General features: G+C 64.2%; 24 protein-coding genes and 1 riboswitch. Of the genes, 23 read left to right on the top strand and 1 reads right to left on the bottom strand.

Translation table 11 applies throughout. The annotated features are described in order from the left end of the window. The first annotated feature begins 1 nt into the window (after position 1). The 13 genes from rpe to CIK75_RS03825 all read left to right on the top strand — a co-directional run bounded on the left by rpe (position 2) and on the right by CIK75_RS03825 (position 10,408). On the top strand, positions 2-673 hold the full coding sequence (rpe, locus tag CIK75_RS03885) for a ribulose-phosphate 3-epimerase (protein ID WP_086999953.1): 672 nt from the start codon (positions 2-4) through the stop codon (positions 671-673). 19 nt (positions 674-692) lie between these two features. Beyond that, positions 693-825: riboswitch (FMN riboswitch) on the top strand. A 97-nt stretch (positions 826-922) separates the two neighbouring features. Further along, positions 923-1,627: a nicotinamide riboside transporter PnuC gene (gene pnuC / locus CIK75_RS03880; protein ID WP_087000076.1), complete on the top strand. Its 705-nt coding sequence runs from the start codon at positions 923-925 to the stop codon at positions 1,625-1,627. Continuing rightward, the gene (ribD, locus tag CIK75_RS03875; RefSeq protein WP_241895278.1) at positions 1,624-2,721 is read left to right on the top strand and encodes a bifunctional diaminohydroxyphosphoribosylaminopyrimidine deaminase/5-amino-6-(5-phosphoribosylamino)uracil reductase RibD; all 1,098 of its coding nucleotides are present in this window, start codon (positions 1,624-1,626) and stop codon (positions 2,719-2,721) included. Before pnuC ends, ribD begins: the two co-directional genes overlap by 4 nt. Continuing rightward, positions 2,721-3,347: a riboflavin synthase gene (locus CIK75_RS03870; protein WP_086999955.1), complete on the top strand. Its 627-nt coding sequence runs from the start codon at positions 2,721-2,723 to the stop codon at positions 3,345-3,347. Before ribD ends, CIK75_RS03870 begins: the two co-directional genes overlap by 1 nt. Continuing rightward, positions 3,344-4,660, top strand: a complete 1,317-nt coding sequence (gene ribB / locus CIK75_RS03865; RefSeq protein ID WP_256382347.1) for a 3,4-dihydroxy-2-butanone-4-phosphate synthase — start codon at positions 3,344-3,346, stop codon at positions 4,658-4,660. Before CIK75_RS03870 ends, ribB begins: the two co-directional genes overlap by 4 nt. Further along, positions 4,660-5,142: a 6,7-dimethyl-8-ribityllumazine synthase gene (gene ribH / locus CIK75_RS03860; RefSeq protein WP_086999957.1), complete on the top strand. Its 483-nt coding sequence runs from the start codon at positions 4,660-4,662 to the stop codon at positions 5,140-5,142. Before ribB ends, ribH begins: the two co-directional genes overlap by 1 nt. An 89-nt stretch (positions 5,143-5,231) precedes the next feature. Beyond that, positions 5,232-5,495, top strand: a complete 264-nt coding sequence (locus CIK75_RS03855) for a phosphoribosyl-ATP diphosphatase (protein WP_086999960.1) — start codon at positions 5,232-5,234, stop codon at positions 5,493-5,495. 80 nt (positions 5,496-5,575) lie between these two features. Continuing rightward, the gene (hisG, locus tag CIK75_RS03850; RefSeq protein WP_086999962.1) at positions 5,576-6,424 is read left to right on the top strand and encodes an ATP phosphoribosyltransferase; all 849 of its coding nucleotides are present in this window, start codon (positions 5,576-5,578) and stop codon (positions 6,422-6,424) included. 12 nt (positions 6,425-6,436) lie between these two features. Continuing rightward, positions 6,437-7,207, top strand: coding sequence for an imidazole glycerol phosphate synthase subunit HisF (gene hisF, locus CIK75_RS03845; protein WP_086999964.1), 771 nt, complete (start codon positions 6,437-6,439; stop codon positions 7,205-7,207). A gap of 22 nt (positions 7,208-7,229) precedes the next feature. Then, positions 7,230-7,949 carry a GNAT family N-acetyltransferase gene (locus CIK75_RS03840; RefSeq protein ID WP_086999967.1) on the top strand — a complete coding sequence of 240 codons (720 nt, stop codon included), beginning with the start codon at positions 7,230-7,232 and terminating at the stop codon, positions 7,947-7,949. Positions 7,950-8,118: 169 nt separating this feature from the next. Beyond that, the gene (locus tag CIK75_RS03835; protein ID WP_086999969.1) at positions 8,119-8,916 is read left to right on the top strand and encodes a DUF2785 domain-containing protein; all 798 of its coding nucleotides are present in this window, start codon (positions 8,119-8,121) and stop codon (positions 8,914-8,916) included. 89 nt (positions 8,917-9,005) lie between these two features. Further along, the gene (locus CIK75_RS03830; protein WP_086999971.1) at positions 9,006-9,986 is read left to right on the top strand and encodes a squalene cyclase; all 981 of its coding nucleotides are present in this window, start codon (positions 9,006-9,008) and stop codon (positions 9,984-9,986) included. Between the two features lie 62 nt (positions 9,987-10,048). Continuing rightward, positions 10,049-10,408: a DUF488 family protein gene (locus CIK75_RS03825; RefSeq protein ID WP_086999973.1), complete on the top strand. Its 360-nt coding sequence runs from the start codon at positions 10,049-10,051 to the stop codon at positions 10,406-10,408. Positions 10,409-10,411: 3 nt separating this feature from the next. Here CIK75_RS03825 and CIK75_RS03820 read toward each other — a convergent pair whose 3' ends face one another. Continuing rightward, positions 10,412-11,047 (bottom strand): TIGR03085 family metal-binding protein, encoded by a 636-nt coding sequence (locus CIK75_RS03820; RefSeq protein WP_086999975.1) that lies wholly within the window; start codon positions 11,045-11,047, stop codon positions 10,412-10,414. Positions 11,048-11,138: 91 nt separating this feature from the next. On the opposite strand from CIK75_RS03820, the gene hisI reads away from it, so the two are divergent. The 10 genes from hisI to pyk all read left to right on the top strand — a co-directional run bounded on the left by hisI (position 11,139) and on the right by pyk (position 25,273). Next, positions 11,139-11,537: a phosphoribosyl-AMP cyclohydrolase gene (gene hisI, locus CIK75_RS03815; RefSeq protein ID WP_086999977.1), complete on the top strand. Its 399-nt coding sequence runs from the start codon at positions 11,139-11,141 to the stop codon at positions 11,535-11,537. 33 nt (positions 11,538-11,570) lie between these two features. Continuing rightward, positions 11,571-13,127 carry an anthranilate synthase component I gene (locus tag CIK75_RS03810; RefSeq protein ID WP_086999979.1) on the top strand — a complete coding sequence of 519 codons (1,557 nt, stop codon included), beginning with the start codon at positions 11,571-11,573 and terminating at the stop codon, positions 13,125-13,127. Next, positions 13,124-13,846, top strand: coding sequence for a Trp biosynthesis-associated membrane protein (locus CIK75_RS03805; RefSeq protein ID WP_086999981.1), 723 nt, complete (start codon positions 13,124-13,126; stop codon positions 13,844-13,846). Before CIK75_RS03810 ends, CIK75_RS03805 begins: the two co-directional genes overlap by 4 nt. 122 nt (positions 13,847-13,968) lie before the next feature. Then, positions 13,969-14,238 (top strand): HGxxPAAW family protein, encoded by a 270-nt coding sequence (locus tag CIK75_RS03800; protein ID WP_241895276.1) that lies wholly within the window; start codon positions 13,969-13,971, stop codon positions 14,236-14,238. 2 nt (positions 14,239-14,240) lie between these two features. Then, positions 14,241-15,071, top strand: a complete 831-nt coding sequence (trpC, locus tag CIK75_RS03795) for an indole-3-glycerol phosphate synthase TrpC (RefSeq protein WP_086999983.1) — start codon at positions 14,241-14,243, stop codon at positions 15,069-15,071. A gap of 57 nt (positions 15,072-15,128) precedes the next feature. Further along, on the top strand, positions 15,129-16,421 hold the full coding sequence (trpB, locus tag CIK75_RS03790; protein WP_087000084.1) for a tryptophan synthase subunit beta: 1,293 nt from the start codon (positions 15,129-15,131) through the stop codon (positions 16,419-16,421). Then, the gene (trpA, locus tag CIK75_RS03785; protein ID WP_086999985.1) at positions 16,418-17,215 is read left to right on the top strand and encodes a tryptophan synthase subunit alpha; all 798 of its coding nucleotides are present in this window, start codon (positions 16,418-16,420) and stop codon (positions 17,213-17,215) included. The genes trpB and trpA overlap by 4 nt, the downstream gene beginning before the upstream one ends. Positions 17,216-17,606: 391 nt before the next feature. Continuing rightward, positions 17,607-22,220: a glutamate synthase large subunit gene (gene gltB / locus CIK75_RS03780; protein ID WP_086999987.1), complete on the top strand. Its 4,614-nt coding sequence runs from the start codon at positions 17,607-17,609 to the stop codon at positions 22,218-22,220. Next, complete coding sequence (locus CIK75_RS03775; RefSeq protein WP_086999989.1) at positions 22,213-23,670, top strand: glutamate synthase subunit beta; 1,458 nt, start codon at positions 22,213-22,215, stop codon at positions 23,668-23,670. Before gltB ends, CIK75_RS03775 begins: the two co-directional genes overlap by 8 nt. A gap of 61 nt (positions 23,671-23,731) precedes the next feature. Next, complete coding sequence (gene pyk / locus CIK75_RS03770; RefSeq protein WP_086999991.1) at positions 23,732-25,273, top strand: pyruvate kinase; 1,542 nt, start codon at positions 23,732-23,734, stop codon at positions 25,271-25,273. The last annotated feature ends 41 nt before the right edge of the window (positions 25,274-25,314 follow it).

The following is a 25,314-nucleotide window of genomic DNA, read 5'->3' as shown; positions in this document are numbered from 1 at the left end:
CATGTCTCATTGCCGGATCCATCCCAGCATCCTCTCCGCCGACTTCGCCAACCTCGAAGCCGAACTGCACCGCATCGAAACCGCCGATGCCGTGCATGTCGATGTCATGGACAACCACTTCGTCCCGAACCTGACACTCGGCCTGCCGGTGGTCAAACGCATTGCAGAAGTCAGCAGCCTCCCGGTGGACGTGCACCTGATGATCGAAAACGCTGACCGGTGGGCTCCCGATTACGCAGATCTCGGGGTGGAGTCGGTGACCTTCCACGCCGAGGCCTCGGCGGCACCGGTCCGGCTGGCCAGGGAACTGCGGGCCCGGGGATCGAAGGCCGCGATGGCCTTGCGCCCGGCCACCGCGGTGGAACCGTATCTGGACATGTTCGAGGAACTGGATATGTTACTGCTGATGACCGTCGAACCCGGCTTCGGTGGTCAATCCTTCCTGGACATCATCCTGCCCAAGATCCGTAGGGCGCGGGCCGCCATCGAGGGGGCCGGATTACCGTTGATGCTGCAGGTCGATGGGGGGATCACCCGCGACACCATCCTGCGTGCCGCGGAAGCCGGAGCCGATGTCTTCGTGGCCGGTTCGAGCGTCTACGGCACCGAGGAACCCGCCGAGGCCATCGACGTATTGCGACATGTCGTCGAACACACCGGGTCGGGGCTATAGTTTAGGAACATAATTAAACACACGTGCTCCGGGGTCGGTGTAAGTCCGAACCGGCGGTTATAGTCCGCGACCCGAGGTGCCTCACGGCGCCGAGGTTGAACTGGTGGAATTCCAGTACCGACAGTTAAAGTCTGGATGGGAGAAGCACGTACAGGGCTGGTCTGGTGACCGGTGGCGTCCTCGACGCGCCGTCCGCCGATGCCTCAACTGTCGTTCCCCCGGAGCCGCCGCGGCTCATAAGGAGGAATGATGGAATCCCTGCGGTGGCTCATTGATATTTTCAACGCCAATATTCCTGTCGGCAACAGCTCGCTTCTGGTGAGGGAAGTCGTCGGCAACATCTTCGGTCTGGCCAGCGCCGTCGGCGGCATGCGCCGCAAAGTCTGGGCCTGGCCGGTCGGCATCGTGGGCAACCTGTTGCTGCTCACGGTCTTCGTCGGCAGCGTCTTCGACACCGGCCACGCCGCCAACCTCCTGGGCCAGGCAGGCCGTCAGATCATGTTCATCGCCGTCTCGGTCTACGGCTACCGCCGCTGGAAACAAGCCAGCGGTGATGGAACGGGCACCGCAGTCTCTCCTCGCTGGGCCACCGGTCGCGAACGCTGGACACTCGGGGTGATCATGATCGTGGGAACGATCGCGTTGACCCCACTGTTCCGCATTCTGGGTTCCTACGAACCGGTCTGGGCCGATGCCTGGACCTTCGTCGGGTCACTTCTGGCCACCTGGGGCATGGCCAAGGGATGGGTCGAGTTCTGGCTTCTCTGGGTCATCGTCGACGTGGTCGGGGTCCCCTTGCTCTTCAGCGCCGGATACTACGCCAGTGCGTTCATGTACCTCTTCTATGGTGGCTTCACCCTGGCCGGCTTCTTCATCTGGTGGCGGGCCAGGAACCGGGAACAAGCACTCGTGGAGACAGCCATGCCCGATCCCATCACCAGGACCTCGGCATGAGCGGGCAGACTCAGCCAGTCCTGAACCACCCGGTGGAACATGAGGGCATGGAACGAGCCCTCGACCTGGCCGCCCAGGGGGTCCGCGGCGCGAATCCCCTGGTCGGTGCGGTCATCCTGGACGAATCCGGGCGCCTCGTGGCCAGCGGCTGGCATCGTGGCGCAGGTACCGCCCATGCCGAAGCCGCGGCACTGAGCGACCTCGGCCCCGTTGATTCGGAGCACGCCGCGCGCCTGACGATGCTGGCGACCTTGGAACCGTGTTCCCATCGGGGTCGGACCGGATCTTGTGCCGAGGCCATTACTCGCAGCGGAATCGGTCGGGTCGTGTACGCGGCCAGCGACGGTACGGCACGAGCAGGCGGCGGGGCAGGGATCCTAGTCGCCGCCGGTGTCGATGTCGCTTCCGGATTATTGGGTCAGAAGGCCCGCAGATTGAACCATCGCTGGTTTAGCGCCCGGGCAGCGGATCGGCCCTTCACCAGTCTGCATCTGGCGCAAAGCCTCGACGGCAGGATCGCCGCCGCCGACGGAACCAGCCAGTGGATCACCGGTACCGGCGCTCGTGAGCACTCCCACCTGATCAGGGCGCGTTGCGAAGCTATTATCGCCGGGACGGGGACGATCATCGCCGATGATCCTCGGCTCACCGCCAGGAATCCAGCCGGCCAGAGGCCCGCCCACCAACCATTGCGCGTCATCATGGGCCACCGCGACCTGCCCCCCGGTGCGGCGGTCGCCGCCGATGACAACTATCTACAGATCCACACCCACGATCCGGCGGCCGTCCTGGAGACGCTGGCGGCACGGGGCATCGACCACGCCATGATCGAGGGCGGTGCCTCCATCGCCACGGCCTTCCTCGCCGCCGACCTGGTCGACGAGATCTGGTTGTACCAGGCGCCGATCATTTTGGGGGCCGGACGGCACGCCGTGGGCGAACTGGGGATCGGAACCCTGTCCGACGCCGGACACTGGCGATTTGATGAAGCCGGAGGTCCAGCACACCAATTGCTGGGCTCCGACATCGTCCTCCATCTCGAACCACAACCAGGGCCCGCCTACCGGGCCTCCGAACACGAAGGGACCCGCTGATGTTCACGGGAATCATTACCGGATTAGGTCATGTTGAAGAAATGTCCGAGGTCTCGGGACAGGACGCAGCGATCCTGCGCATCAGCGCCCCAGGACATGCCGCCGATCTGGGCATCGGCGGGTCGCTGGCCGTGAACGGCGTCTGCCTGACGGCCACGGCCATCAACGGCGACGAGGTGGACCTGGATGTGATGGGCGAATCCCTCCGGCTGACCACCACCGGTGGGCTGGCCGTCGGGCAGAAGGTCAATCTGGAACGCTGCGTTCCCGCCGGCGGTCGTCTCGATGGGCATGTGGTCCAAGGCCACGTCGATGGCACCGGAACCGTCCTGGAACGCGAGGATGAAGGCAATTGGGTGCGCCTACGATTCGGGTTGGAGCGTGAGCTGGCCCGCTATGTGGCCCGTAAAGGGTCGATTGCCGTGGACGGGGTGTCATTGACCGTGACCACCGTTTCCGATGCCGCGGAAGACGAACAATACTTCGAGGTCGGGGTCATCCCGACCACGCTGAGAGAAACCGTCCTGGGACAGCGACAACCCGGTGACGCAGTGAATCTGGAGGTCGACGTGATGGCCAAATATGCCGAGCGGCTTGCCGCGTTCTCCGACGGAGGCCGACGGTGAGCCCCCGGGAGGCAGGGGAGTCCCTGCTCGACCCGGTGGATGCCGCCGTTGCGGCCATGGCTGCCGGGCGCCCCGTCGTCGTGGTCGATGACGAGGACCGCGAAAACGAAGGCGACATCATCTTCGCCGCGGAGTTCGCCACCCCCGAACTCCTGGGCTGGACCATCAGGTACTCTTCGGGTGTGCTCTGTGTCCCGCTGACCGGGGGCCGGGCCGACCAGTTGGGGTTGCCGCCGATGGTGGAGGACAACCAGGATGCCAAAGGCACCGCCTACACGGTCTCCTGTGACGCTGCTGCGGGAATCACCACCGGTATTAGCGGTGCGGATCGTGCCTTGACCGCCCGTCTGCTGGCCGATCCTGCCAGTGACGGGTCAATGATCAACCGTCCCGGACATATGTTCCCGCTACGGGCCGTCGACGGCGGTGTCCTGAAACGACGTGGACACACCGAAGCCAGCGTTGACCTGTGCCGATTGGCAGGGGTGCAGCCGGTAGGCGTGATCGCTGAGCTGATCCACGACGACGGTTCGATGATGCGTCTACCGGCCCTCCGTGTCTTTGCCGATGAATTCTCGATCCCGCTGATTAGTATCGAGGATCTTGCCGCCCGTCTCTCAGAACAGCAGGACGCCGAACCGGAACCGTCCACCCCTTCCGCGGTGCTCGGGGGACCGGTTGTTGCCGTTCCCACCGAGCACGGAACCTTCGCCGCCCAGGCCTGGACCGAACGACAGACGGGGCTGGAACATCTGACGTTGACGGCACCGACCCCACAGCATGCCAGCACCGATATCCCGCTGGTGCGGCTACATTCGGAGTGCCTGACCGGTGATGTTTTCGGCTCCTATCGCTGTGATTGCGGTGAGCAGCTCGACGCCGCCTTGGCAGCCATCGCCGTTGACGGCGGAACCATTGTCTATCTACGCGGTCATGAGGGCCGCGGGATCGGTCTGGCCAATAAGATCCGCGCCTACTCGCTGCAGGACGGAGGGGCGGATACCGTTCAAGCCAACGAGCAGCTGGGGCTGCCCGTGGACGCCCGCCGTTACGATGCGGCCGCCGCGATCCTGCATAGTATGGGCGTGGAGCGGGTCAGGCTGATCACGAACAACCCCCTCAAAGCCCAATGGCTGCGCGATTCAGGTGTTGACGTCGCCGAGTTGATCCCCAGCACGATCGTCGCTCGCCCCGAAAACACGCGGTACCTCCAGACCAAACGCGAACGCATGTCCCACCGCATCTTGGCCGAGGCCTTCGCCTCGACGGATCCTGCGGCACCGAACACACCCACGACCAAGGAGCACCACTGATGAGCGGACACGGAGCACCCGAGACCGGAACCGAGGAACTCAAGGCAGCAGGAACAGCAGGACTACGTGCTGTCGTCATTGCCGCCAGCTGGCACCAGCAGGTGATGGACGGACTGGTTGACGGTGCCTTGCGCGCCGCGACCGAGGCCGGCATTGCCGCCCCTCGACTCGTGAGGGTTCCCGGCACCTTCGAACTGCCCGTCGCCGCGGCCCGCCTCGCTCCGGACTATGACGTCGTTGTCGCCCTGGGCGTCGTCATTCGCGGTGGAACACCGCATTTTGACTTCGTCTGTCAGGGGGCGACGGCCGGTCTGACCAATGTCTCGATCAATACCGGGGTTCCGGTGGGCTTCGGCGTGCTGACCTGTGACACCGAACAGCAGGCCCTCGACCGGGCCGGGCTGGCCGGGTCGGTGGAAGATAAAGGGCACGAAGCCATGTCGGCAGCGCTGCTGACGGCCGTGGCCCTCTCCGGAACGTAGCGGTCCACGCAGCCGCTCCGAATCGTCGGTTTCGTCACATTGAAACCTCGGAGTCGGGGCGGCGCGTGGCCAACGGCTAGGCTTGAAGGGTGAAAACCTTTGACACCCTCTTTGCCGAACTGGCCGAAAAGGCACAAACCCGTCCCGCGGGTTCCCGCACCATCGCGGAGCTAGATTCGGGTGTCCACGGCATTGGTAAGAAGATCGTGGAAGAAGCAGCCGAAGTCTGGATGGCCGCCGAATACGAGACCGACGAGGAAGCAGCCGAAGAAATCTCGCAGCTGCTGTACCACCTGCAGGTCATGATGCTGGCCAAGGGACTGTCGCTGGAAGACGTCTATAAGCATCTCTAGCCGCCCAACCCCGCCCAGGGTGGGGTCGGCGGCCAGGAGAGCGCAGACCACCGAACAGCAGCACAGAAAAGAGCACCGCCATGTTGCGAGTAGCCGTACCAAATAAGGGCGCCCTCTCGGAGGCCGCCACCGCCATGCTCAACGAATCCGGGTACCGCCAGCGGCGCGACAACCGCGAACTGGTGATGGTCGACCCGGATAACGACATCGAGTTCTTCTACCTCCGACCACGCGACATTGCCGTCTACGTCGGACGGGGCATCCTCGACGTGGGGATCACCGGACGTGATCTGTTCATCGACGCCGGAGTCAACGGCGATGCCGAAGAGCTCCTGCCACTGGGACTGGGCGCCTCGACCTTCCGCTTCGCCGGACCCGTGGGAGATTTCTCCGGCGTTGAACAGCTCGAAGGCAAGCGGGTAGCGACCAGTTACGACGTCCTGCTCAAGAGCTACCTCGAAGAGCAGGGGATCAACGCGGCGGTGGTCCGCCTGGATGGCGCCGTTGAATCCTCGGTTCGTCTGGGTGTGGCCGACGCGATCGCCGACGTTGTCGAGACGGGCAGCACCCTGCGCGCGGCCGGGATGGAAACCTTTGGCGAAGCCATCCTGGAATCCGAAGCCGTGCTCATTGGGCGTACCGGTGAACACCCGCATGGACTGGAAATCCTCACCCGTCGCCTCCAAGGCGTCCTGGTGGCCCGTCGCTACGCGATGCTGGACTACGACATCCGCAAGGATCTCGTGGCCCAGGCCTGCGCACTGACCCCGGGATTGGAATCGCCCACGGTCTCACCATTGCACGACGGCGACTGGGTGGCCGTGCGTTCGATGGTGAAGCAGGCCCAAGCCAATAAGATCATGGACGAACTCTATGAGCTGGGCGCCCGCGCCATCCTCGTGACCAACATCCACGCCATTCGTATTTAGGGGACCCAACCCGTGACTGTAGCCATCCGTGTCATTCCCTGTCTTGACGTCGATGCGGGACGCGTTGTTAAGGGAGTGAACTTTGAAGGCCTGCGCGATGCCGGCGACCCCGTGGAACTAGCCAAACGTTATAACGCGGCAGGAGCCGACGAACTAACGTTCTTGGACGTGACCGCCACCTCCGGGGACCGGGAAACGACGTTCGACGTCGTCCGCACCACGGCCGAAGAAGTCTTCATCCCCTTGACCGTTGGCGGTGGGGTGCGCTCGGTCGAGGATGTCGACCGCCTGCTGCGGGCCGGAGCCGATAAGGCCTCGATCAACACGGCTGCCGTGAAGCGCCCCGAGGTGATCCGGGAGATCACCCAACGCTTCGGTTCCCAGGTGCTGGTCTTATCGGTGGACGCCAAACGCAGCAGCGACCCCTCCCTCCCCTCGGGATTCGAAGTCACCACTCATGGTGGACGCACCGGGACCGGGATCGATGCCGTGGTCTGGGCCCGTGAGGCCGCCGACGGCGGGGTCGGGGAGATCCTGCTGAACTCGATCGACGCGGACGGGACCAAGAACGGCTTCGATCTGGAAATGATTTCTGCCGTCCGTGCTGCCGTGAACGTGCCGATCATCGCTTCCGGCGGTGCCGGCTCGCCCGGGGACTTCCCGGCGGCAGTCGCTGCTGGAGCCGACGCGGTTCTGGCGGCTTCGATCTTTCACTTCGGTCCGGTCGACATGATTGCCCGGGTCAAACACGCCATTAAGGAGGCAGGTTATCCTGTTCGCTGAACCAGAAGAGCTAGACCGGCTGATGGATGCCGCGTGGCCTGCTCTTGAAAAGAGTGCCGTCGGAGGGTGGACCTTACGTTTCTCGGCCGGAATCAGCCAGCGCGCCAACTCCGTGCTCCCGGTTGGCGCACCCAATGATCTCGACGCCGCGCTCGAGGAAGTCGAAACGCGCAGTGCCGCGCGTTGGCTGAACTCGACCTTCCAGATTTCCCCGGCGGCACAACCCGCTGACCTCGACGCCTATTTGGCGGCCCGCGGTTACACCGTCGGAACACCCACCCTGGTTCAGGTGATGGACGGCTGGGAACTGGACCGCTTCGCCGAGATCGTCCCCGACACCCGCATCGAATTTACCGATGAGCCCCCGCAGGACTGGCTCGAACTGTTTTGGTATCAGGATGGACCTGCTGCAGAGGATGATCGGGACGTTTCGCGGCGCATCCTGACGGGCACACCGGCCAGCTATGTCTCGTTGCGGGTGGATGGGCGGATCGAGTCGATCGCGCGTCTGGCCACGGTGGAGGAGTACGCGGGCATCTACTGCGTGACCACCCGTCCTGAGGCCCGCCGTCAGGGCTACTCACGTCTGGTGATGGAAGCGGTCTTGCACGAGGCCCACCGCCGCGAATTGGCGGGCGTCTGGTTACAGGTTCGGGAGTCCAATGTGGGGGCGATCGTGCTCTACAACGCCTTGGGCTTCAGCACCGCATCCACCTACCACTACCGGACGCGCGCGCTCTAAGCCACCCGACTGCTGTATCGGGGCAACGATTCGTTGTACCTTTCGGTCCATCCGCACGCACGATGGCCAACCACCGTTCCCGCAGCTCGGGACCTGTGAACGCCAGACAGGCGTTGGGGTCCGGGGCGATGTAAGTGGCCGCCCCTCGGCTCCGTGCTAGTTTCAGGGAATGCCACCGTCGAGAGAGAATGTTTCAGATGTGGAGATCATCGAGCTGCTCGAAGATCTGAGCTCACCCGATCCAACCGTGAGGGACGGCGAATCGCTGGGCAGGCTCTGCGAGCTGGTGGATAGAGGTCACGTTTCCGAAGCACAGTTGGCTTTCCTGGGGGCGACGTTGGTGGAAAGGCTGTCCCACGACCGCGTGGAAGCCAGAAGTTTCGCGGCGCTGGCACTCGTCCCGCTGATTCTCCGCGATGTCTGTTCACCAGGTTGGTTCCCGCACTTCGCGAGCTGGTATGCCAGCGAAGCAGACATCACCGGCTACGATATGACCCGTGGATGGCTCCACGCCGTGGCACACGGAGCCGACGTTCTCGGCGCCATCGGTTGGAAGGCCACGGAATCGCCACGACCCGTCCTTGACCTTGCGGTCCGCAGGATGCTGCATCAGGGGCCGGGGATCTGGCGTGATCAGGAAGATGACCGGCTGGGATTTTCCATCGCCATCACGCTGGCTAATCGGCACCTGAACCCAGCCGACGCCCTCGAATGGGTGGAACCCGTCGAAAAGGCATTCCTGCGGGGAGAACCGGGCCCCGTACCCGCCTTCGTCTCAAACTCGATCCGGACCCTGCGCGTGGTTGCCCTGCTGGTGGGCGAACAGATGACCTACGAAGGCCACACGCTTCGTGTCCAATACCACACGGCGCTCAGGCAGAGGCTCCGAGAAGTCCTCCACCACGCTTCCCCCTGGATGTGGAATCTCCAAGGACCGGCCGGCCGCGCTGGACCTCCTGCCGTGTGAGCCGCCGCAGTGGCGTCACGGCAGCACGGAGCACAGGCTGCCCTCCGAATGATCTTCCCCCTCGGTGGCCTCGACGGTAGCCTGCAGGAATGGCAACTAGACCGGAGACGCTCGATTGGCTTCTGGACTCGGATCCTGCCTTGCGTTGGCAAGTCGAGAGGGATCTTGCCGAGGCGAAGCCTGCGGTGTGGAAGACAACGAGAGCGCAGGTTGCGACGACTGGCTACGGCGCCGATCTGCTCTCCCGGCAGGGAGTCGACGGGCAGTGGGCCGGTGGGGCTTTCTTTCCTGCAGGATTCTTTGGTAGCGCTGAAGCCGATCAACCGGGCCAGCCGTGGACGGCAACCACCTGGGTCCTGAAGGACCTGCGTGAATGGGGTCTTAATGCTGAGGCGCTGGCAGGAACAGCCGAAAAACTCGCCAGCAACAGTACGTGGGAGTACGAAGACCTGCCGTATTGGGGTGGAGAAGTCGATGTCTGCATCAACTCTTTCACGCTGGCGACCGGGGCGTGGCTCGGCGCGGATGTCTCACGACTCATCGACTGGTTTCCAGCCCATCGACTGGCCGACGGAGGATGGAATTGTGAAGCCGAAGAAGGGGACTCGAAGCGTTCGTCATTCCACTCGACCCTCAACGCGGTTCGCGGCATGCTCTCCTATGAGCAGATCACCGGCGATACCTCACTACGTGTTGCCCGCCACGGCGGTGAAGAATACCTATTGAAACGACGACTGCTCTACCGGCAGACGACCGGAGAACTCGTCGGAGAGTTCGCCTGGCAACTCGTCTACCCGAATCGCCACCGATACAGTGCCCTCGCCGCACTGGAACATTTTCGGGATGCTGCGCTCCTGGAGGGCACTCCGCCAGATGCCCGACTGTCAGCGGCGATTGGGATGATCCGTGCAGCCCGGGCCCCAGACGGCACGTGGCAGCAGCAGGCGCGGCTGCCGGGGCAGACGTGGTTTGACGTCGATGTTCCGCCCGGTGAACCGTCGAAATGGCTCACCTTGTGGGGCCTCCGGGTACTTCAGTGGTGGGACTCCGAAGCATCAGCGTTACGGTGACGGGCATTCGCCCCGGGCTTCACCCGGGGTATGCTCCGAGAAAAGCCATCCGAGGAGGGGCAATGTCGTTGAATGTGTGGGTCCGGCGAGTCCAAGAAGAGCCCAGCCACAATGACGGAACACGGGTCCTCGTGGACAGGATCTGGCCGCGGGGAATCAAGAAGACCGATGCTGCGCTCGACGACTGGAATAAAGACGTGGCTCCGTCGACCGAATTACGTCAATGGTATGGCCACGATCCGGAAAAGTTCGAGGAATTCGCCAAAAAATACCGTTCGGAACTCGACACCGAAACCGGTCGGGCTGCGCTGCAGAAACTCAAGGATTGCGTGCGCGGCAAACGGCTGACGTTGTTATCCGCAACCAAGGATATCGATCACAGCCAGGCCGCTGTTCTGGCGAAGATTCTCGAAGAATCCTAGAAGCTACCCTTCGGAGCTCGAGAACAAGGCCAGGGCGTCGGGGGAGCCTTCAAACGTCACCAGTGCATGATTGCGCCGTCCGAGCGCGTGCATCAGCAGTTCTCCGGGATCCCCGGTGATGGCCACCGAAGTGGAGGCCTTGCGGACCACATGGCGTTGGCCCTCTGGACGGCGCAGGATGATGCCCACGTCGGTACCCCGGTAGAAAACTGCAGCTTGACGGATCAAGGCAGCCCACAGAACATCCGCATAGTCCGTGTCCAGGACGCGCGGTGCCCACCGATCCACCGCCCTGCGGACGTCTTCGGTATGAACAAAAAATTCGACGAGATTCGCGGCATGGCCCACGGCAGGAAGAGAAAACGGTGACAGGGCAGAAGGCCCTCGAAGAAAGCGGTCCACCAGCTCGGCATAGTGTCCGGGGTCCTCGGCCCGACGCGCCGCCTGCTGCAACCGCCGTTCCATGGGGGAGCGAAGCGCCCCAACGGCGATCCCCGCGGCCCAAAGACTGTGCTCGCGGAGGACCAGATGTGCCGCCAAGTGCTGGGTCTTCCAACCGGCGCACAAGGTCGGCTCGCCGGGCCCGGCTGCCAGCAGGACCTCGGCGAGGACTTCACGTGACGGGTGTACGTATCGCATTCCCCTGAAGCTAGCACGTTCTGGGGCCTACGGCCCGGTACCCGAGTCACCGACTGCGTGGCGCGTGTCCGAGGCCAGTAGACTAGAGACGATGCCGCACAACCCAGCCCCCCAGCGTCCGGACACCGCACTCGACCCAGAGATCGCTGCGGGACTTAAACGCGATGCCGATGGACTGGTGGCCGCCATCATCCAACAGCATGACACCGGTGAGGTGCTGATGCTCGGGTGGATGGACGATGAGGCCCTGCGACGGACTCTCACCAGCGGCAGGGTCACCTTCTGGTCCAGGTCACGTCAGACCTACTGGCGCAAGGGGGACACCTCGGGCCACCAGCAACTGGTGCGTTCGGCCGCACGGGATTGTGACGGGGATGCGCTACTGATCCAGGTCCACCAGGTGGGGGCCGCCTGCCATACCGGCACACGGACCTGCTTCGACGGTCGGGCTCTTCCCGTCGTCGAAGGACCGGCTCCGGCCGACGCATAGAGCTTCCAACAACGCAAGGAAAACCAGTACAACATGCATGAATTCGGGGTCGTTTCCCCCACTCTCGAGGAATTCCGTGAACTGGCGCGGAGCCGCAGTGTCATCCCCGTGAACCTGCGCGTTCTGGCCGACACCGTGACACCCATTGCCGTCTACGAACGACTCGCGGGAGGCCGCCCGGGAACCTTCCTGATGGAAAGTGCCGCGGCGGGTGGCGTCTGGAGCCGCTATTCCTTCATCGGCTGCGGATCCTCGGCGACGCTGACCACACGGGACGGCAAGGCCCACTGGATCGGGACACCACCGGCAGGAGTACCGACCCAGGGCACACCGGTGGAGGTCCTGCGCGATACGGTGGCCCGGTTGCGCACCGAACCCCTTGACGGTCTGCCCCCATTTACCTCAGGCATGGTCGGCTTCATCGGTTGGGACAGTGTGCGTCACTGGGAGAAACTGCCCAACCCCCCACGAGACGACCTCGGTCTGCCCGAGTTGGCCATGAACCTCGTGGGGGACATGGCGGTACTGGATAACCGTGATTCCACGGTCACGCTGATTGCCAATGCGCTCAACCAGGATGGCGCCGACACGGGGGTTGATGAGGCCTATGCCGACGCCGTGTCCCGCCTGCACGTCATGCTGAAGTCACTGACCGAAACCACCCCGGGGACGGCCTCCGTCTTCTCCGGGACGCAGATCCCCACCAGCGAGCTCATGGCGGCAGTCACGGAAAGCTGGGATGAAGCTGGCTATCGCCAGGCGATCCTGCGTGGCAAGGAAGCCATCGTCGATGGAGAAGTCTTCCAAGTCGTGGTCTCCCGACGGTTCGAACTCGAATGCACCGCCGACCCGTTGGATGTCTATCGGATTCTGCGCACGACCAACCCGAGCCCGTATATGTACCTGTACAACCTCGAAGACGCTGACGGCGCCACCTACGCCGTCGTCGGTTCCTCACCCGAAGCGCTGGTCACCGTCAACGAACGCCACGTCGTCACCCACCCCATCGCCGGCTCACGGCCCCGCGGGGAAACCTACGAAGACGATGCCCTGCATGAGAAGGACTTGCTCTCCGATGAGAAGGAGCGGGCCGAACACCTCATGTTGGTCGATCTGAGCCGCAATGATCTCTCGAAGGTCTGCGAACCAGGAAGCGTCGAGGTCACCCAGTTCATGGAGGTCGAACGCTTCAGCCACATCATGCACTTGGTTTCCAACGTCGTCGGACGTTTGGAATCACAGGCCACCGCCTACGACGTGCTGGCAGCAACTTTCCCGGCAGGAACCCTTTCGGGGGCCCCGAAGCCTCGTGCCCTTCGGCTGCTCGATGAGTTTGAGCCGCACCGTCGCGGCGTCTACGGCGGCGTGGTGGGGTACCTGGATTTTGCCGGAGACATGGACCTGGCCATCGCGATCCGCTCGGCCCTGTTGAAAGACGGCAGGGCCTACGTGCAAGCCGGTGGCGGGATCGTCGCAGATTCCGACCCCGACGCCGAATCATTGGAAAGCATCAACAAGGCCGCAGCACCGCTGCGGGCCGTCTGGGCGGCACGGACCCTGCGTCCGGCCGCACCCAAGGAGGACGTATGAGTCCGACCACCGACCCCGCCAACGACAAGACCCCTGAACGACAGGCCGGGGGGCGCTGGATGTCCAAACGCATGGTTGTCTCCGCCGGAGTGATCGGCGCCATCGCCGCCCTGACGATGAGCACCAGGACCTGGATCCATGTCATTCCTTCCAGCGGGGCCATCAACGTGCAACCCTTCACCGTATCCGGTGACGATGCAGCCACCGCTGTGGCGGCCCTAGCCGTCGTCGTACTGGCCGGATCGGTCGCCGCCGCGATCGCCGGGCGGCTGGCGCGGTGGGTCATTGCCGTGCTGATCCTCCTGTCGGGGTTGGGTATCACCGCCTCGGCGATCAGCGCGCTGTCCGACCCGGTCTCAGCAGCAGTTTCGACGGTGGGAGAGGCCGCGGGAACCCTGAAGGTCCAGGGAGACTATGACGTGACGTTCTGGCCGTGGCTGACAGTGGTCATCGGCATCTGGATCATGGCCACTGCCGTGTGGTTGGCCGTGGCCGGCCACCGCTGGAAGGCCAGCCGGAAGTACACCCCGGCACCTGCCGTCCAGAGCGCCCCGGCCCCGGGGGCGGACCCCTCGAGCACTGACGACGCAGCGGCGACGGAACCGGGGCCAGCGTCGGCGGGCCTGGCCGTCACGCCGGCGGCCCCCGAGGGCGAGGATTCGATGGACGAAATTGACGGTTGGGACAGCTTGTCCCGCGGTGAAGACCCCACGGGTTAGCCACGCCCGGCTGTCTCGGGCGCAACATGGCCTCACGGCCACCAAAAGAATGGCAGAATAGAACACAGTTTGGCCCCGAATAAGACCGGGGATACTTGAGGCACTGAGGAGTAGATCAGATCATGGCAAGCAACGCGACCGTCCAGACCGAGCACGGCCCGGACCCGGTACTCACCGAGCCCGTCGGACACGGAAACAGCATCGCTGCCTGGACGGGCGTCGGCATCATCTTCCTGGGCTTCCTCGTCGGCTGCATCTCCTTCGCCCTGCACGCCGAAGTCGGCGTCTACATCGGCATCGTCATCATCATCCTCGGGCTCATCGCCGGCTTCGTCATGCGCATGATTGGCTTCGGCGTCGGAGGACACCGGTCGAATAACGACGGACACTAATCGTGAGCGTTCTCGAGGACATCATTTCCGGAGTTCGCGAGGACCTGCACGAACGTCGGCTGCGGGTCGGCGATGCAGCCATCCGGGCTCGGGCGCAGGCGGCCCCACCAGCCCGTGACGCCTTCGCCGCCCTGGGCGGCCACAACGATCAGGCCCAACGCGATCAGGTGCTCCATGTGATCTCCGAGGTCAAACGGCGCAGCCCCTCGAAGGGGGCTCTGGCCGATATTCCCGAACCCGCGGTCCTGGCTCGCCAATACCGCGATGGGGGAGCATCGGTGATCTCCGTGCTCACCGAGCAGCGCCGCTTCGGCGGGTCTCTGGCAGATTTCGACGCCGTGCGTGCAGCAGTGGAAACCCCGCTGCTGCGCAAGGATTTTACCGTTGATCCTTACCAGATCTACGAAGCCCGTGCTCACGGAGCCGATCTTGTCCTGCTCATTGTCGCCGCTTTGGACGATGAGCAGTTGGGTTCGTTCTTGGACCTCACCCACGATCTGGGGATGAACGCCCTCGTGGAGACCCATACCCCCGGGGAAGTCGAGCGTGCCCTGCGCGTCGGCGCCCGGATCATCGGGGTTAACGTCCGCAACCTCAAAACCCTTGATGTGGACCGGGAGACTTTCGCCCGGCTGTCCGGGAACATTCCGGACTCCGTGGTCATGGTCGCCGAGTCGGGCATCCGCAGCAGCGAAGACGTCGGACTCTACGGCTCTCAGGGTGCAGACGCGGTGCTGGTCGGCGAAGCACTCGTCAAGGACAACGATCCACTCACCGCCCTGCGCTCGTTCATCGAGGCCGGCAGTGCGGCCAAGCCCCCGCGTGGACGCTGACCCCTTACTGACAGCCCTCCACCACGCCCGAACGAAGGAAGGCCCCGCATGAGCCAGATACCAGAAGATCCCGCGGTTTCCGCAGAACACCCCGCCGACGCGTTCCTGGCCGAAGGCAGGAGCCTGCGCCACGCCCCGGGCCCGTATTTCGGTGAATTCGGTGGCCGATGGATGCCTGAGTCGCTGATTGCCGCCTTGGACGAACTCAATGACACGTTCGAAAAAGCCAAAGCCGACCCGGACTTCATCGACGAAGTCAAAGAACTCAACCGCAACTATTCCGGGCGTCCCTCGCTGCTGACCGAGGCTAAACGTTTTTCCGAGCATGCCGGGGGTGTCCGGGTTTTCCTCAAACGCGAAGATCTCAACCACACCGGAAGCCATAAGATCAACAACGTCATCGGCCAGGCGCTGTTGGCCAAACGTATGGGAAAGTCCCGCATCATCGCCGAAACGGGAGCCGGACAGCACGGAGTCGCCAGTGCGACCGCTGCAGCACTCATGGGCATGGAATGCGTGGTGTACATGGGAGCCGAAGACACGCGTCGGCAATCACTGAACGTGGCCCGAATGCGTCTGCTGGGTGCCGAGGTCATCCCGGTCACCGCCGGATCGCAAACCTTGAAGGACGCGATCAACGAGGCCTTGCGAGATTGGGTCGCCAATGTCGACAACACCCACTACCTGCTGGGGACCGCTGCCGGTGCCCACCCGTTCCCGGCCATGGTCCGCTACTTCCACGAGGTCATTGGCGAGGAGGCCCGCGAACAGATCCTGGCCCAGACCGGCCGATTGCCCGACGCCGTCTGCGCCTGCATCGGCGGAGGCTCCAATGCCATCGGGATCTTCCACGGTTTCCTCGACGACCCCTCCGTGGCCATCTACGGTTTCGAAGCAGGAGGCGACGGCGTCGACACCGACCGCCATGCCGCCACCATCACCTTGGGACGGCCCGGGGTGCTGCACGGGGCACGGAGCTATCTCATGCAGGACGAGGATGGGCAAACCATCGAATCGCACTCCATCTCAGCGGGGCTCGACTACCCGGGCGTCGGCCCTGAACACTCCTACCTGCACGACATCGGACGGGTCACCTACGAACCGGTGACCGATACCGAGGCCATGGATGCTTTCAGCTTGCTCTCACGGACCGAAGGCATCATCCCGGCCATCGAGTCGGCGCATGCTCTGGCCGGGGCTCTGCGCGTCGGCCGAAAACTGGCTGAGGCCGGGGGAGACCCACAGGAAAAGACGATCATCGTGAACCTTTCGGGCCGCGGTGATAAGGATGTGGGGACCGCTGCCGAATGGTTCCACCTCATCGACACGGACGAAGGGGCAGCAGAATGACCCGTATGACTTCAGAAGCAGCCATTGAGCGGGCCCGCAGCCAGGGCCGTCCGGCACTGATTGCCTACCTGCCCGCCGGCTTCCCCGATATCCAGACCACCATCGACGCAGCGGTAGCCGTCGCCGAAAACGGCGCCGACATCATCGAGGTGGGCATCCCCTACTCTGATCCGGTCATGGACGGGGCGGTCATCCAGGCAGCCACCGTGCAATCGCTGGCCCAGGGATTCCGCGTCGCCCAGGTCTTCGACATCGTCCGCGGTATTACCGAGCGTTGCGATGCCGCTGTGATGGTCATGACCTATTGGAACCCGGTACTACGCCTCGGTGTTGACGAGTTCTCTCGACGTCTGGCAGAAGCAGGTGGTGCGGGACTGATCACCCCTGACCTCGTGCCCGACGAAGCCTCCGAATGGTTCGAGGCCTCCGATCAATACGGTCTCGACCGGGTCTTCCTCGTTGCCCCGAGTTCCACGCCCGAACGCATGCGCGCCACGGTGGAAGCCAGTCGCGGCTTCGTCTACTGCGTATCGATCATGGGGGTCACCGGAGCCCGGACTTCGGTCTCCTCCGCCGCCCAGGCCGTCGTTGATGCCGCGCACGAGGCGGGAGCGCCACGGGCTTGCGTCGGACTCGGGGTCTCCAAAGCCGAGCATGTCCGTGAAATAGGTGCCTACGCAGACGGCGTCATCGTCGGCACCGCTCTGGTAGCCGCCCTGCGCGACGGTGGGGTCAAAGCCGTGGCCGCGCTGGCCGCCGAATTGAGTGGACGCACCGCTCCTGCGGATTCCTGACGAGCGGGACGACGGCGGAGCCCAGCTGTCGTCCCGCGCCCCGGCCTTCCCGAGACCGGACGCGCCCTACGAAAAAAAATCAGTCGGCCCCTGCTCCGTCAGCCGAACTACTGCTACTCTAAAAAAACGGTTTTCCTCCGACGGGCCAGCACCCGTTCGCGGAGAAGATGCGGATGCAGCCTCACCGTCACCACGAGTCGACGCGGCCACACTTCACGACGATGTGAGCCACCGATACGACGCCGAACCGGATCCCCAGGTTTTCTGCGACGCTCGGTCGAAGGCCCTGATGCCCCTCACCCCCGGTACACCGTCCTTCGAACACCTGTACCTGCGGTAAGGCCTGTCGTGTTGACGGCGGGTCCCGCCGAGTCGGCACGAGAGGAACACCATGAACCTGACCGGAGACCAGCAAAATGCCCCCCGGGGCCAGGGCGAGGACACGTCCTCGCCCTTCACCCGCTTCTCAGTTCTACCCCGGGCCCAGGGGCTCTACCAGCCCGACCAGGAAAAAGACGCCTGCGGCCTGGCGATGGTCGCCAATCTGCACGGAAAACCCACTCATCAGATCGTGGACAACGCACTTCGAGCCCTGCGTAACCTCGAACACCGCGGCGCCGTCGGCGCCGACGAGGGGTCTGGAGACGGAGCCGGAATTCTCACCCAGCTGCCCGATGAATTCTTCCGGGAAGTCGTCGACTTCGAGCTGCCCGCCCCCGGCCGCTACGCCGCCGGAATGGCCTTCCTCCCCGATGACGACGCCGGCGAAGCCGCGGCCCGGGCCGGGATCGAGGAACTGGCGGTCGGCGAGGACCTGCAGGTCCTGGGCTGGCGCAGGGTTCCGACAGCGATGTCCTTGATCGGGGCCCTGGCCCGCTCGTGCATGCCCCGAATGGTCCAGCTCTTCATCGTCGAAGCCGACCCGGGCGAGGCCTGCGATCCGCTGCGGCTGGATGGCCGCGCCTTCCGTCTGCGCAAACGTGCGCAAAACAAATATGGAGTCTACTTCCCCTCGCTCTCCTCGCGCACCCTGGTCTACAAGGGGATGCTGACCACCGCACAACTCGAACCGTTCTACCCGGATCTATCGGATCCGCGCTATACCAGCGTGCTGGCCATCGTCCATTCGCGGTTCTCCACCAACACGTTCCCGTCCTGGCCTCTAGCCCAGCCGTTCCGCGCCATCGCCCATAATGGCGAGATCAACACGGTGCGCGGGAACCGCAACTGGATGCGGGCCCGCCAGTCCCAGCTCGCCTCACCCCTGTTGGGGGAGGACCCGGATGACCTGTTCCCGATCTGCACGCCGGGGGCCTCCGATTCGGCCTCCTTCGACGAGGTGGCCGAACTCCTGATGCTCTCGGGTCGGCCCATCACCCACGCCATCATGATGATGATCCCTGAAGCGTGGGAAAACCACACCGAGATGGGCGAGGACCTGCGGGCTTTCTACCAGTATCATTCCATGCTCATGGAACCGTGGGACGGACCGGCGGCGGTCGCCTTCACCGATGGAAGCCTGGTCGGCGCCGTGCTGGACCGCAATGGCCTGCGCCCGGCCCGCTACTGGGTCAGCGACGAGGGCTTGGTCGTGTTGGCCTCCGAGGTCGGTGTGCTGGACATCCCGGAGGATCGTATCGTGCGCAAGGGGCGCGTCGCCCCGGGCCGGATGTTCCTGATTGACACCGAGGCCGGGCGGATCATCGAAGACGAGGAAATCAAGGCCGACGTCGCCGCCGCCCAGCCGTGGCGTGAATGGGTGGGGGAGAACCTGATGTCCCTGGACGATCTGCCCGACCGCGAACACGTTTCGCATAACCCGGCCTCGGTCCAATTGCGGCAGCGCACCTTCGGCTACACCGAAGAGGAAAAACGCATCCTCTTGGCTCCGATGGCCCGCAACGGCGCCGAACCGCTGGGCGCGATGGGCAGCGATACCCCGATCGCCGTCCTCTCCGAGCGCCCGAGGCTGCTGTTCGACTATTTTGTGCAGTCCTTCGCCCAGGTCACCAACCCGCCGTTGGATTCGATCCGGGAAGAAGTGGTGACCAGCATGACCACCTCGATCGGCCCCGACGGCAACTTGCTGGATCCGGCGCAGGTGGGAACCCGCCATGTGTCCTTGGATTTCCCGGTCATCACCAACGACGAGCTGGCCAAGATCGCCAATATCCGCGATGAAACCGGGGGGAAGTCCTCGTTGAAGGTGCGCGGCCTGTACCGGGTCGGCGGGGGAGCGGGCGAACTGAAAAACCGGTTGCAGGAGATTTGCGAGCAAGTGTCCGCAGGACTCAACCGCGGGGTGAAGTACGTGGTGCTCTCGGACCGCGACTCCAACGCCCAGTGGGCTCCGATCCCCTCCCTGCTGCTGACCTCGGCGGTGCACCACCACCTGCTGCGCAGCGCGAACCGCACCAAGACCTCACTGGTGATCGAGGCCGGCGACGTCCGCGAGGTCCATCATGTGGCCGTGCTGATCGGTTTCGGGGCCTCGGCGATCAACCCGTATCTGGCCTTGGAGACCGTGGAGGAGATGTCCGACGCCGGACATTTGGGCGACGTGGCGGTTGCGACCGCCCACCACCACCTGATCAAGGCGCTGGGCAAGGGGGTGCTGAAGATCATGTCCAAGATGGGGATCTCGACGGTGGCCTCCTACTGCGGCGCCCAGACCTTCGATGCGCTCGGGCTCTCCGCGCAGTTCATTGACCAGTACTTCACTGGCACGCATTCCCCGTTGGGCGGTGTCGGCCTGGACGTCATCGCCGCCGAAACGGCGTCCCGGCATGCCTTCGCCTACCTGCCCGACGGCGTCGAGGAACCCCATAAGCGATTGCAGACCGGCGGCGAATACCAATACCGTCGCGGCGGTCCGCCCCACCTGTTCAACCCCGAAACGGTGTTCCGGCTGCAACATTCCACCCGGGAGCGCCGCTACGACATCTTCAAGGCCTATACCCGGGGCATTGACGACCAGTCGCGGGAGCTGATGACCCTACGCGGCCTGCTGCGGTTCAAAACCGGGGACCGGCAACCGGTCCCGATCGACGATGTGGAACCCGTGTCGGAGATCGTCAAGCGTTTCGCTACCGGGGCGATGAGCTACGGCTCCATCTCACAGGAAGCCCATGAGACGTTGGCGATCGCGATGAACCGGCTCGGCGGCAAATCCAACACCGGTGAGGGGGGCGAAGATATCGACCGGCTGCTGGATCCCGAACGGCGTTCGGCGGTGAAGCAGATCGCCTCGGGTCGTTTCGGGGTAACCAGCCTGTACCTGACGCAGGCAGAGGATATCCAGATCAAGATGGCCCAGGGCGCGAAACCCGGTGAGGGCGGGCAGCTGATGAGCCAGAAGGTCTACCCGTGGATCGCCCGGACCCGGCACTCCACCCCGGGGGTGGGCCTGATATCCCCTCCACCACACCACGACATCTACTCCATCGAAGATCTCGCGCAACTGATTCACGACGCCAAACGGGCCAATCCTCGGGCCAGGATCCACGTCAAACTGGTCTCGGGCATTGGTATTGGCACCGTGGCCGCCGGGGTGACCAAGGCACGCGCCGACGTCGTACTCATTTCAGGGCACGACGGCGGAACGGGGGCCTCGCCGTTGAACTCCCTCAAACATGCTGGCGCCCCGTGGGAGCTCGGCCTGGCCGAGGCGCAACAGACGTTGCGACTGAACGGGCTGCGTGAGCGCGTGGTGGTGCAGGTGGACGGTCAGCTCAAAACAGGTCGGGACGTCGTCATCGCCGCCCTGCTGGGCGCCGAGGAGTTCGGCTTCGCGACGGCCCCTCTCGTGGTCTCGGGTTGTGTGATGATGCGGGTCTGCCATCTGGATACCTGCCCCGTGGGGGTGGCGACCCAGAACCCGCTGCTGCGGTCGCGTTTCACCGGAAAACCCGAATTCGTGGTGAACTTCTTCGAATTTTTGGCCCAGGAGGTCCGCGAACTGCTGGCCGAACTCGGATTGCGCAGCCTGGAGGAGGCCATCGGGCAGGCCGGGTTGCTGGACACCAGCGAGGCGGTTCGGCATTGGAAGACCGAGGGCCTGGACCTGCGTCCCGTGCTGGATGATGCGGTCGGCGGGGACTCGCCGGTGCGCAACCTCATCGGCCAGGACCACCAGCTCGAGCGACATTTCGACAACCAGCTCATCGAACTGAGCGCGGAGGCGTTCGAGACCCGGGAGCCGGTGCGCATTGCGCTGGACGTGGCGAACACCGATCGTTCGGTGGGCACCCTGCTTGGCCACGAGGTGACCCGGCGGTTCGGCATCGAAGAACTGGCCATCGACACCATCGACGTGACCCTGACGGGGCCTGCCGGACAGTCGCTGGGGGCCTTCCTCCCGGCGGGCATCACCCTGCGGCTGTTGGGTGACGCCAACGACTATGTCGGCAAGGGTCTTTCCGGCGGACGGATCATTCTCCGTCCCGGTCGCGGCAGCACCCTGGTGGCCGAACGGAACGTCATTGCCGGAAATGTCGTTGGCTACGGGGCCACCAGTGGTGAGATGTTCCTGCGCGGGCTGGCCGGCGAACGCTTCCTGGTCCGCAACTCCGGCGCCACGGCGGTGGCCGAAGGCATCGGGGACCACGGCTGCGAATACATGACCGGTGGCACCGCCCTGGTCCTGGGCCGGACGGGAAGGAATTTCGGGGCTGGCATGTCGGGCGGCATCGCCTATCTCCTCGATGCCGACCGGGGAGTCTTCAACCGGCAGGCGATCGAGACGGGGGAATTGGTGTTGCGTCCGCTGGAAACCGCGGAACGCGACCTCGTGAAGGCGTTATTGACCCGTCATGCCGAGGAAACCGGCTCCACGCTCGCCGCAGGGCTGCTCTTCGATTTCCCGGCAACCGCGGCACGTATCACCGCCGTCGTTCCCCGGAACTACGCGGCAGTCACGGCCACCCTGCGCCAGGCCGAACGTGAAGGACTCGACCCCGACGGCGTCACTGTCTGGACCCGAATTTTGGAGGCTAATCATGGCTGATCCCCGCGGATTCCTGACCGTCACCGAACGGGTTCCCGCGCCGAGCCGCCCCGTGCGGGTGCGCATCATGGATTATCGGGAGGTCCACGAACGCCAGGAGGAGGGTGTGCTGCGTGAACAAGCCTCGCGCTGCATGGATTGCGGTATTCCGTTTTGCCATCAGGGTTGCCCGCTGGGCAACCTGATCCCGGAATGGAATGACTTGACCTGGCAGGGACGTCGTGCCGAAGCAAGCGAGCGGCTTCATGAGACGAACAACTTCCCGGAGTTCACCGGGCGGCTCTGCCCGGCACCGTGCGAGAGTTCCTGCGTTTTGGGTATCAACCAACCGGCGGTGACCATCAAAGAGATCGAGGTATCGATCGCCGAGCAGGCCTTCGAGGATGGGTCCATCGTCCCGGTCATGGCCGAACGCCATACCGACCAGACGATTGCCGTGGTCGGCTCCGGGCCCACCGGTCTGGCTGTGGCGCAACAGTTGACCCGTGCCGGTCATACGGTGGCGGTCTATGAACGTGACGACGACATCGGTGGTTTGTTGCGGTACGGGATCCCGGACTTCAAGATGGAAAAACGGGTGCTGGAACGACGCGTTGAACAGATGCGGGCCGAGGGCACCCGCTTTCGGTGCAATATCGAGGTGGGACATGACATTACTTGGGACGAATTACGTCGACGATACGACGCCGTCGTGGTCGCCACTGGGGCCACCGTACCGCGAGATCTGCCCCTGCCTGGTCGGGAATTGGACGGGGTCGAATTCGCGATGGACTACTTGGTTCCCTCCAACCGTTGGGTGGCCGGGCACCCGGAGCCACGGCCGATGAGCGCCGAAGGGCTGCGCGTGGTGGTCCTCGGGGGTGGCGATACTGGATCCGACTGTATCGGCACCACGCATCGCCAGGGGGCCGTCTCGGTCACCTCGTTGGCCATCGGCCGTCAGCCTCCGCGGGAACGCTCGCCCCACCAGCCCTGGCCGATGAGCCCGACTCTTTTCGAAGTGGCTTCGTCACATGAGGAAGGCGGTGACCGGACCTATCTGGCATCTACGGTAGAGTTCGTAGGAGAGGACGGTCGTGTGACCGGCGTCATGGTTTCGGAAACGGAATACATCGACGGCGCCCGACGGCCAAAGGCCGGAACACAACATGTGATTCCCGCCGACCTCGTGATTCTGGCCTTGGGCTTCACCGGGCCGGAACCCGCCGGTCTGAATGAGCAGGCCGGGATCGATTTTGATGACCGGGGCAATGTCGCCCGAGACGGTTACTACATGACCAACACGCCAGGCGTGTTTGCTGCCGGTGACGCCGGACGCGGACAGTCGCTGATCGTGTGGGCCATTGCGGAAGGGCGCTCTTGTGCCGCCGCAGTGGACAAGTACCTGATGGGTGAGACGCGGTTGCCCGCCCCCGTGGCACCGAGCGATCGACCCATCGACATGATGTGAGGGTCGCGGATTCGTCCGCTTCCCCGTTTTCGGACGACTTTAAGGCGGATAGGCTTTCGGTATGAGACGCGCAAAGATTGTGGCCACTTTCGGGCCGGCCATAGGAACCTTCGAGAAGACGCTCCAGGCGATCCAGGCCGGAGTGGATGTGGCCCGGCTGAACATGAGCCACGGCGAGTATTCAACTCACGCCGAGAACCTGGCCAATGTCCGTCAGGCTTCGGAGAAACTCGGTCGCCCGGTCGGCGTGTTCGCTGACCTCCAGGGCCCGAAGATTCGGCTCGGCCGGTTCTCCAATGGCCCGCATATGTTGGAAGTTGGTGACCGTTTCACCGTCACCATTGATGACATCGAGGGCACGAAGGACATCTGCTCCACGACGTTCAAGGGCCTGCCCCAGGATGTTGAAGTCGGGGACCGCCTGTTGGTCAATGACGGGAAGGTCGCGCTGCGTGCGGTCGAGGTCGATGACCGCAAGGTCGTCACCGAGGTCATCACCGGGGGAGAGGTGTCCAATAACAAGGGCATCAACCTCCCCGGCGTCGCGGTCAACGTCCCTGCTTTGAGCGAGAAGGACGAAGACGACCTGCGCTGGGCCCTGCGGGCCGGCGTGGACATGATCGCCTTGTCGTTCGTCCGCAACGCCTCGGATATCGAACGCGTCCACGAAATCATGGACGAGGAAGGCCGCCGTCTGCCGGTGATCGCCAAGATCGAAAAGCCGCAGGCCGTGGATGCCCTCGAAGAGATCATTGACGCCTTCGACTCGATCATGGTGGCCCGTGGCGACCTGGGGGTGGAACTGCCGCTGGAACAGGTTCCGCTGGTACAGAAGCGTGCCGTGGAATTGGCCCGCCGCTGGGCCAAGCCGGTGATCGTTGCTACCCAGGTGCTCGAATCGATGATCGAGTCACCCACACCGACTCGCGCCGAGGCTTCGGACTGTGCCAACGCTGTTCTGGACGGGGCGGATGCCGTCATGCTCTCGGGGGAAACCTCGGTAGGGCAGTACCCGATCGAGACCATCGAGACGATGGCCCGGATCATCTCTGCCACCGAGGACCACGGCCTGGAACGCATCCCGGCGCTCGGCACCCTGCCACGCACCCGGGGTGGGGCCATCACCCGCGCCGCCGTGGAAATCGCCGACCAGCTCGATGCCAAGTTCATCGTCGCCTTCACCCAATCAGGTGATTCGGCACGCCGCCTATCGCGTCTGCGCCCCTCGAAGCCAGTGCTTGGGTTTACCCCGTTGAAGCATACGTACAACATCCTGACGCTGGTCTGGGGCGTGCAGCCACGCCTCGTCGACTACGCCGACCACACGGACAAGATGACGGCCCAGGTCGACCAGTCGCTGCAGGCCGAGGGGCTGGCCGAGGTCAACGACATGGTCGTGATCGCAGCCGGCTCACCTCCCGGGCAGGCAGGTTCCACGAATTCGCTGCGGATCCACCGGGTTGGGGACATCGCCGACGCCGGCCAGCTGCTGGAAGGCAGCAGGAACCAGGCACCCTTCCGAGAGAAGGTCGGCCCGTGGCGGACCAAGGCCCAGGCGGCCGAAGGCCAGCCGGCCAACCCGCCGAGGCCCGACGGCGACTAGGTCCCGGGGCCACAGACAACTGACGTCCGACGGCGGTCGGC

Origin of the sequence: Glutamicibacter sp. BW78 (assembly GCF_002332245.1) — a bacterium.
Taxonomy (GTDB): Bacteria; Actinomycetota; Actinomycetes; order Actinomycetales; family Micrococcaceae; genus Arthrobacter_H; species Arthrobacter_H rhombi_A.
Note: the sequence above shows the minus strand (reverse complement) of the source record. Positions and strands in the feature narration are given on the sequence as shown.

What these genes read in the sequence shown, in the direction of transcription:
- CIK75_RS03870 (WP_086999955.1), top strand. Translation starts at nt 2,721, where the DNA reads ATGTTCACGGGAATCATTACCGGATTAGGTCATGTTGAAGAAATGTCC.
- rpe (WP_086999953.1), top strand. Translation starts at nt 2, where the DNA reads ATGTCTCATTGCCGGATCCATCCCAGCATCCTCTCCGCCGACTTCGCC.
- CIK75_RS03805 (WP_086999981.1), top strand. Translation starts at nt 13,124, where the DNA reads ATGAGTCCGACCACCGACCCCGCCAACGACAAGACCCCTGAACGACAG.
- CIK75_RS03775 (WP_086999989.1), top strand. Translation starts at nt 22,213, where the DNA reads ATGGCTGATCCCCGCGGATTCCTGACCGTCACCGAACGGGTTCCCGCG.
- hisI (WP_086999977.1), top strand. Translation starts at nt 11,139, where the DNA reads ATGCCGCACAACCCAGCCCCCCAGCGTCCGGACACCGCACTCGACCCA.
- pyk (WP_086999991.1), top strand. Translation starts at nt 23,732, where the DNA reads ATGAGACGCGCAAAGATTGTGGCCACTTTCGGGCCGGCCATAGGAACC.
- CIK75_RS03820 (WP_086999975.1), bottom strand. Translation starts at nt 11,047, where the DNA reads ATGCGATACGTACACCCGTCACGTGAAGTCCTCGCCGAGGTCCTGCTG.
- gltB (WP_086999987.1), top strand. Translation starts at nt 17,607, where the DNA reads ATGAACCTGACCGGAGACCAGCAAAATGCCCCCCGGGGCCAGGGCGAG.
- CIK75_RS03835 (WP_086999969.1), top strand. Translation starts at nt 8,119, where the DNA reads ATGCCACCGTCGAGAGAGAATGTTTCAGATGTGGAGATCATCGAGCTG.
- ribH (WP_086999957.1), top strand. Translation starts at nt 4,660, where the DNA reads ATGAGCGGACACGGAGCACCCGAGACCGGAACCGAGGAACTCAAGGCA.
- ribD (WP_241895278.1), top strand. Translation starts at nt 1,624, where the DNA reads ATGAGCGGGCAGACTCAGCCAGTCCTGAACCACCCGGTGGAACATGAG.
- hisG (WP_086999962.1), top strand. Translation starts at nt 5,576, where the DNA reads ATGTTGCGAGTAGCCGTACCAAATAAGGGCGCCCTCTCGGAGGCCGCC.
- CIK75_RS03800 (WP_241895276.1), top strand. Translation starts at nt 13,969, where the DNA reads ATGGCAAGCAACGCGACCGTCCAGACCGAGCACGGCCCGGACCCGGTA.
- CIK75_RS03825 (WP_086999973.1), top strand. Translation starts at nt 10,049, where the DNA reads ATGTCGTTGAATGTGTGGGTCCGGCGAGTCCAAGAAGAGCCCAGCCAC.
- trpA (WP_086999985.1), top strand. Translation starts at nt 16,418, where the DNA reads ATGACCCGTATGACTTCAGAAGCAGCCATTGAGCGGGCCCGCAGCCAG.
- pnuC (WP_087000076.1), top strand. Translation starts at nt 923, where the DNA reads ATGGAATCCCTGCGGTGGCTCATTGATATTTTCAACGCCAATATTCCT.
- CIK75_RS03810 (WP_086999979.1), top strand. Translation starts at nt 11,571, where the DNA reads ATGCATGAATTCGGGGTCGTTTCCCCCACTCTCGAGGAATTCCGTGAA.
- CIK75_RS03840 (WP_086999967.1), top strand. Translation starts at nt 7,230, where the DNA reads ATGGATGCCGCGTGGCCTGCTCTTGAAAAGAGTGCCGTCGGAGGGTGG.
- CIK75_RS03830 (WP_086999971.1), top strand. Translation starts at nt 9,006, where the DNA reads ATGGCAACTAGACCGGAGACGCTCGATTGGCTTCTGGACTCGGATCCT.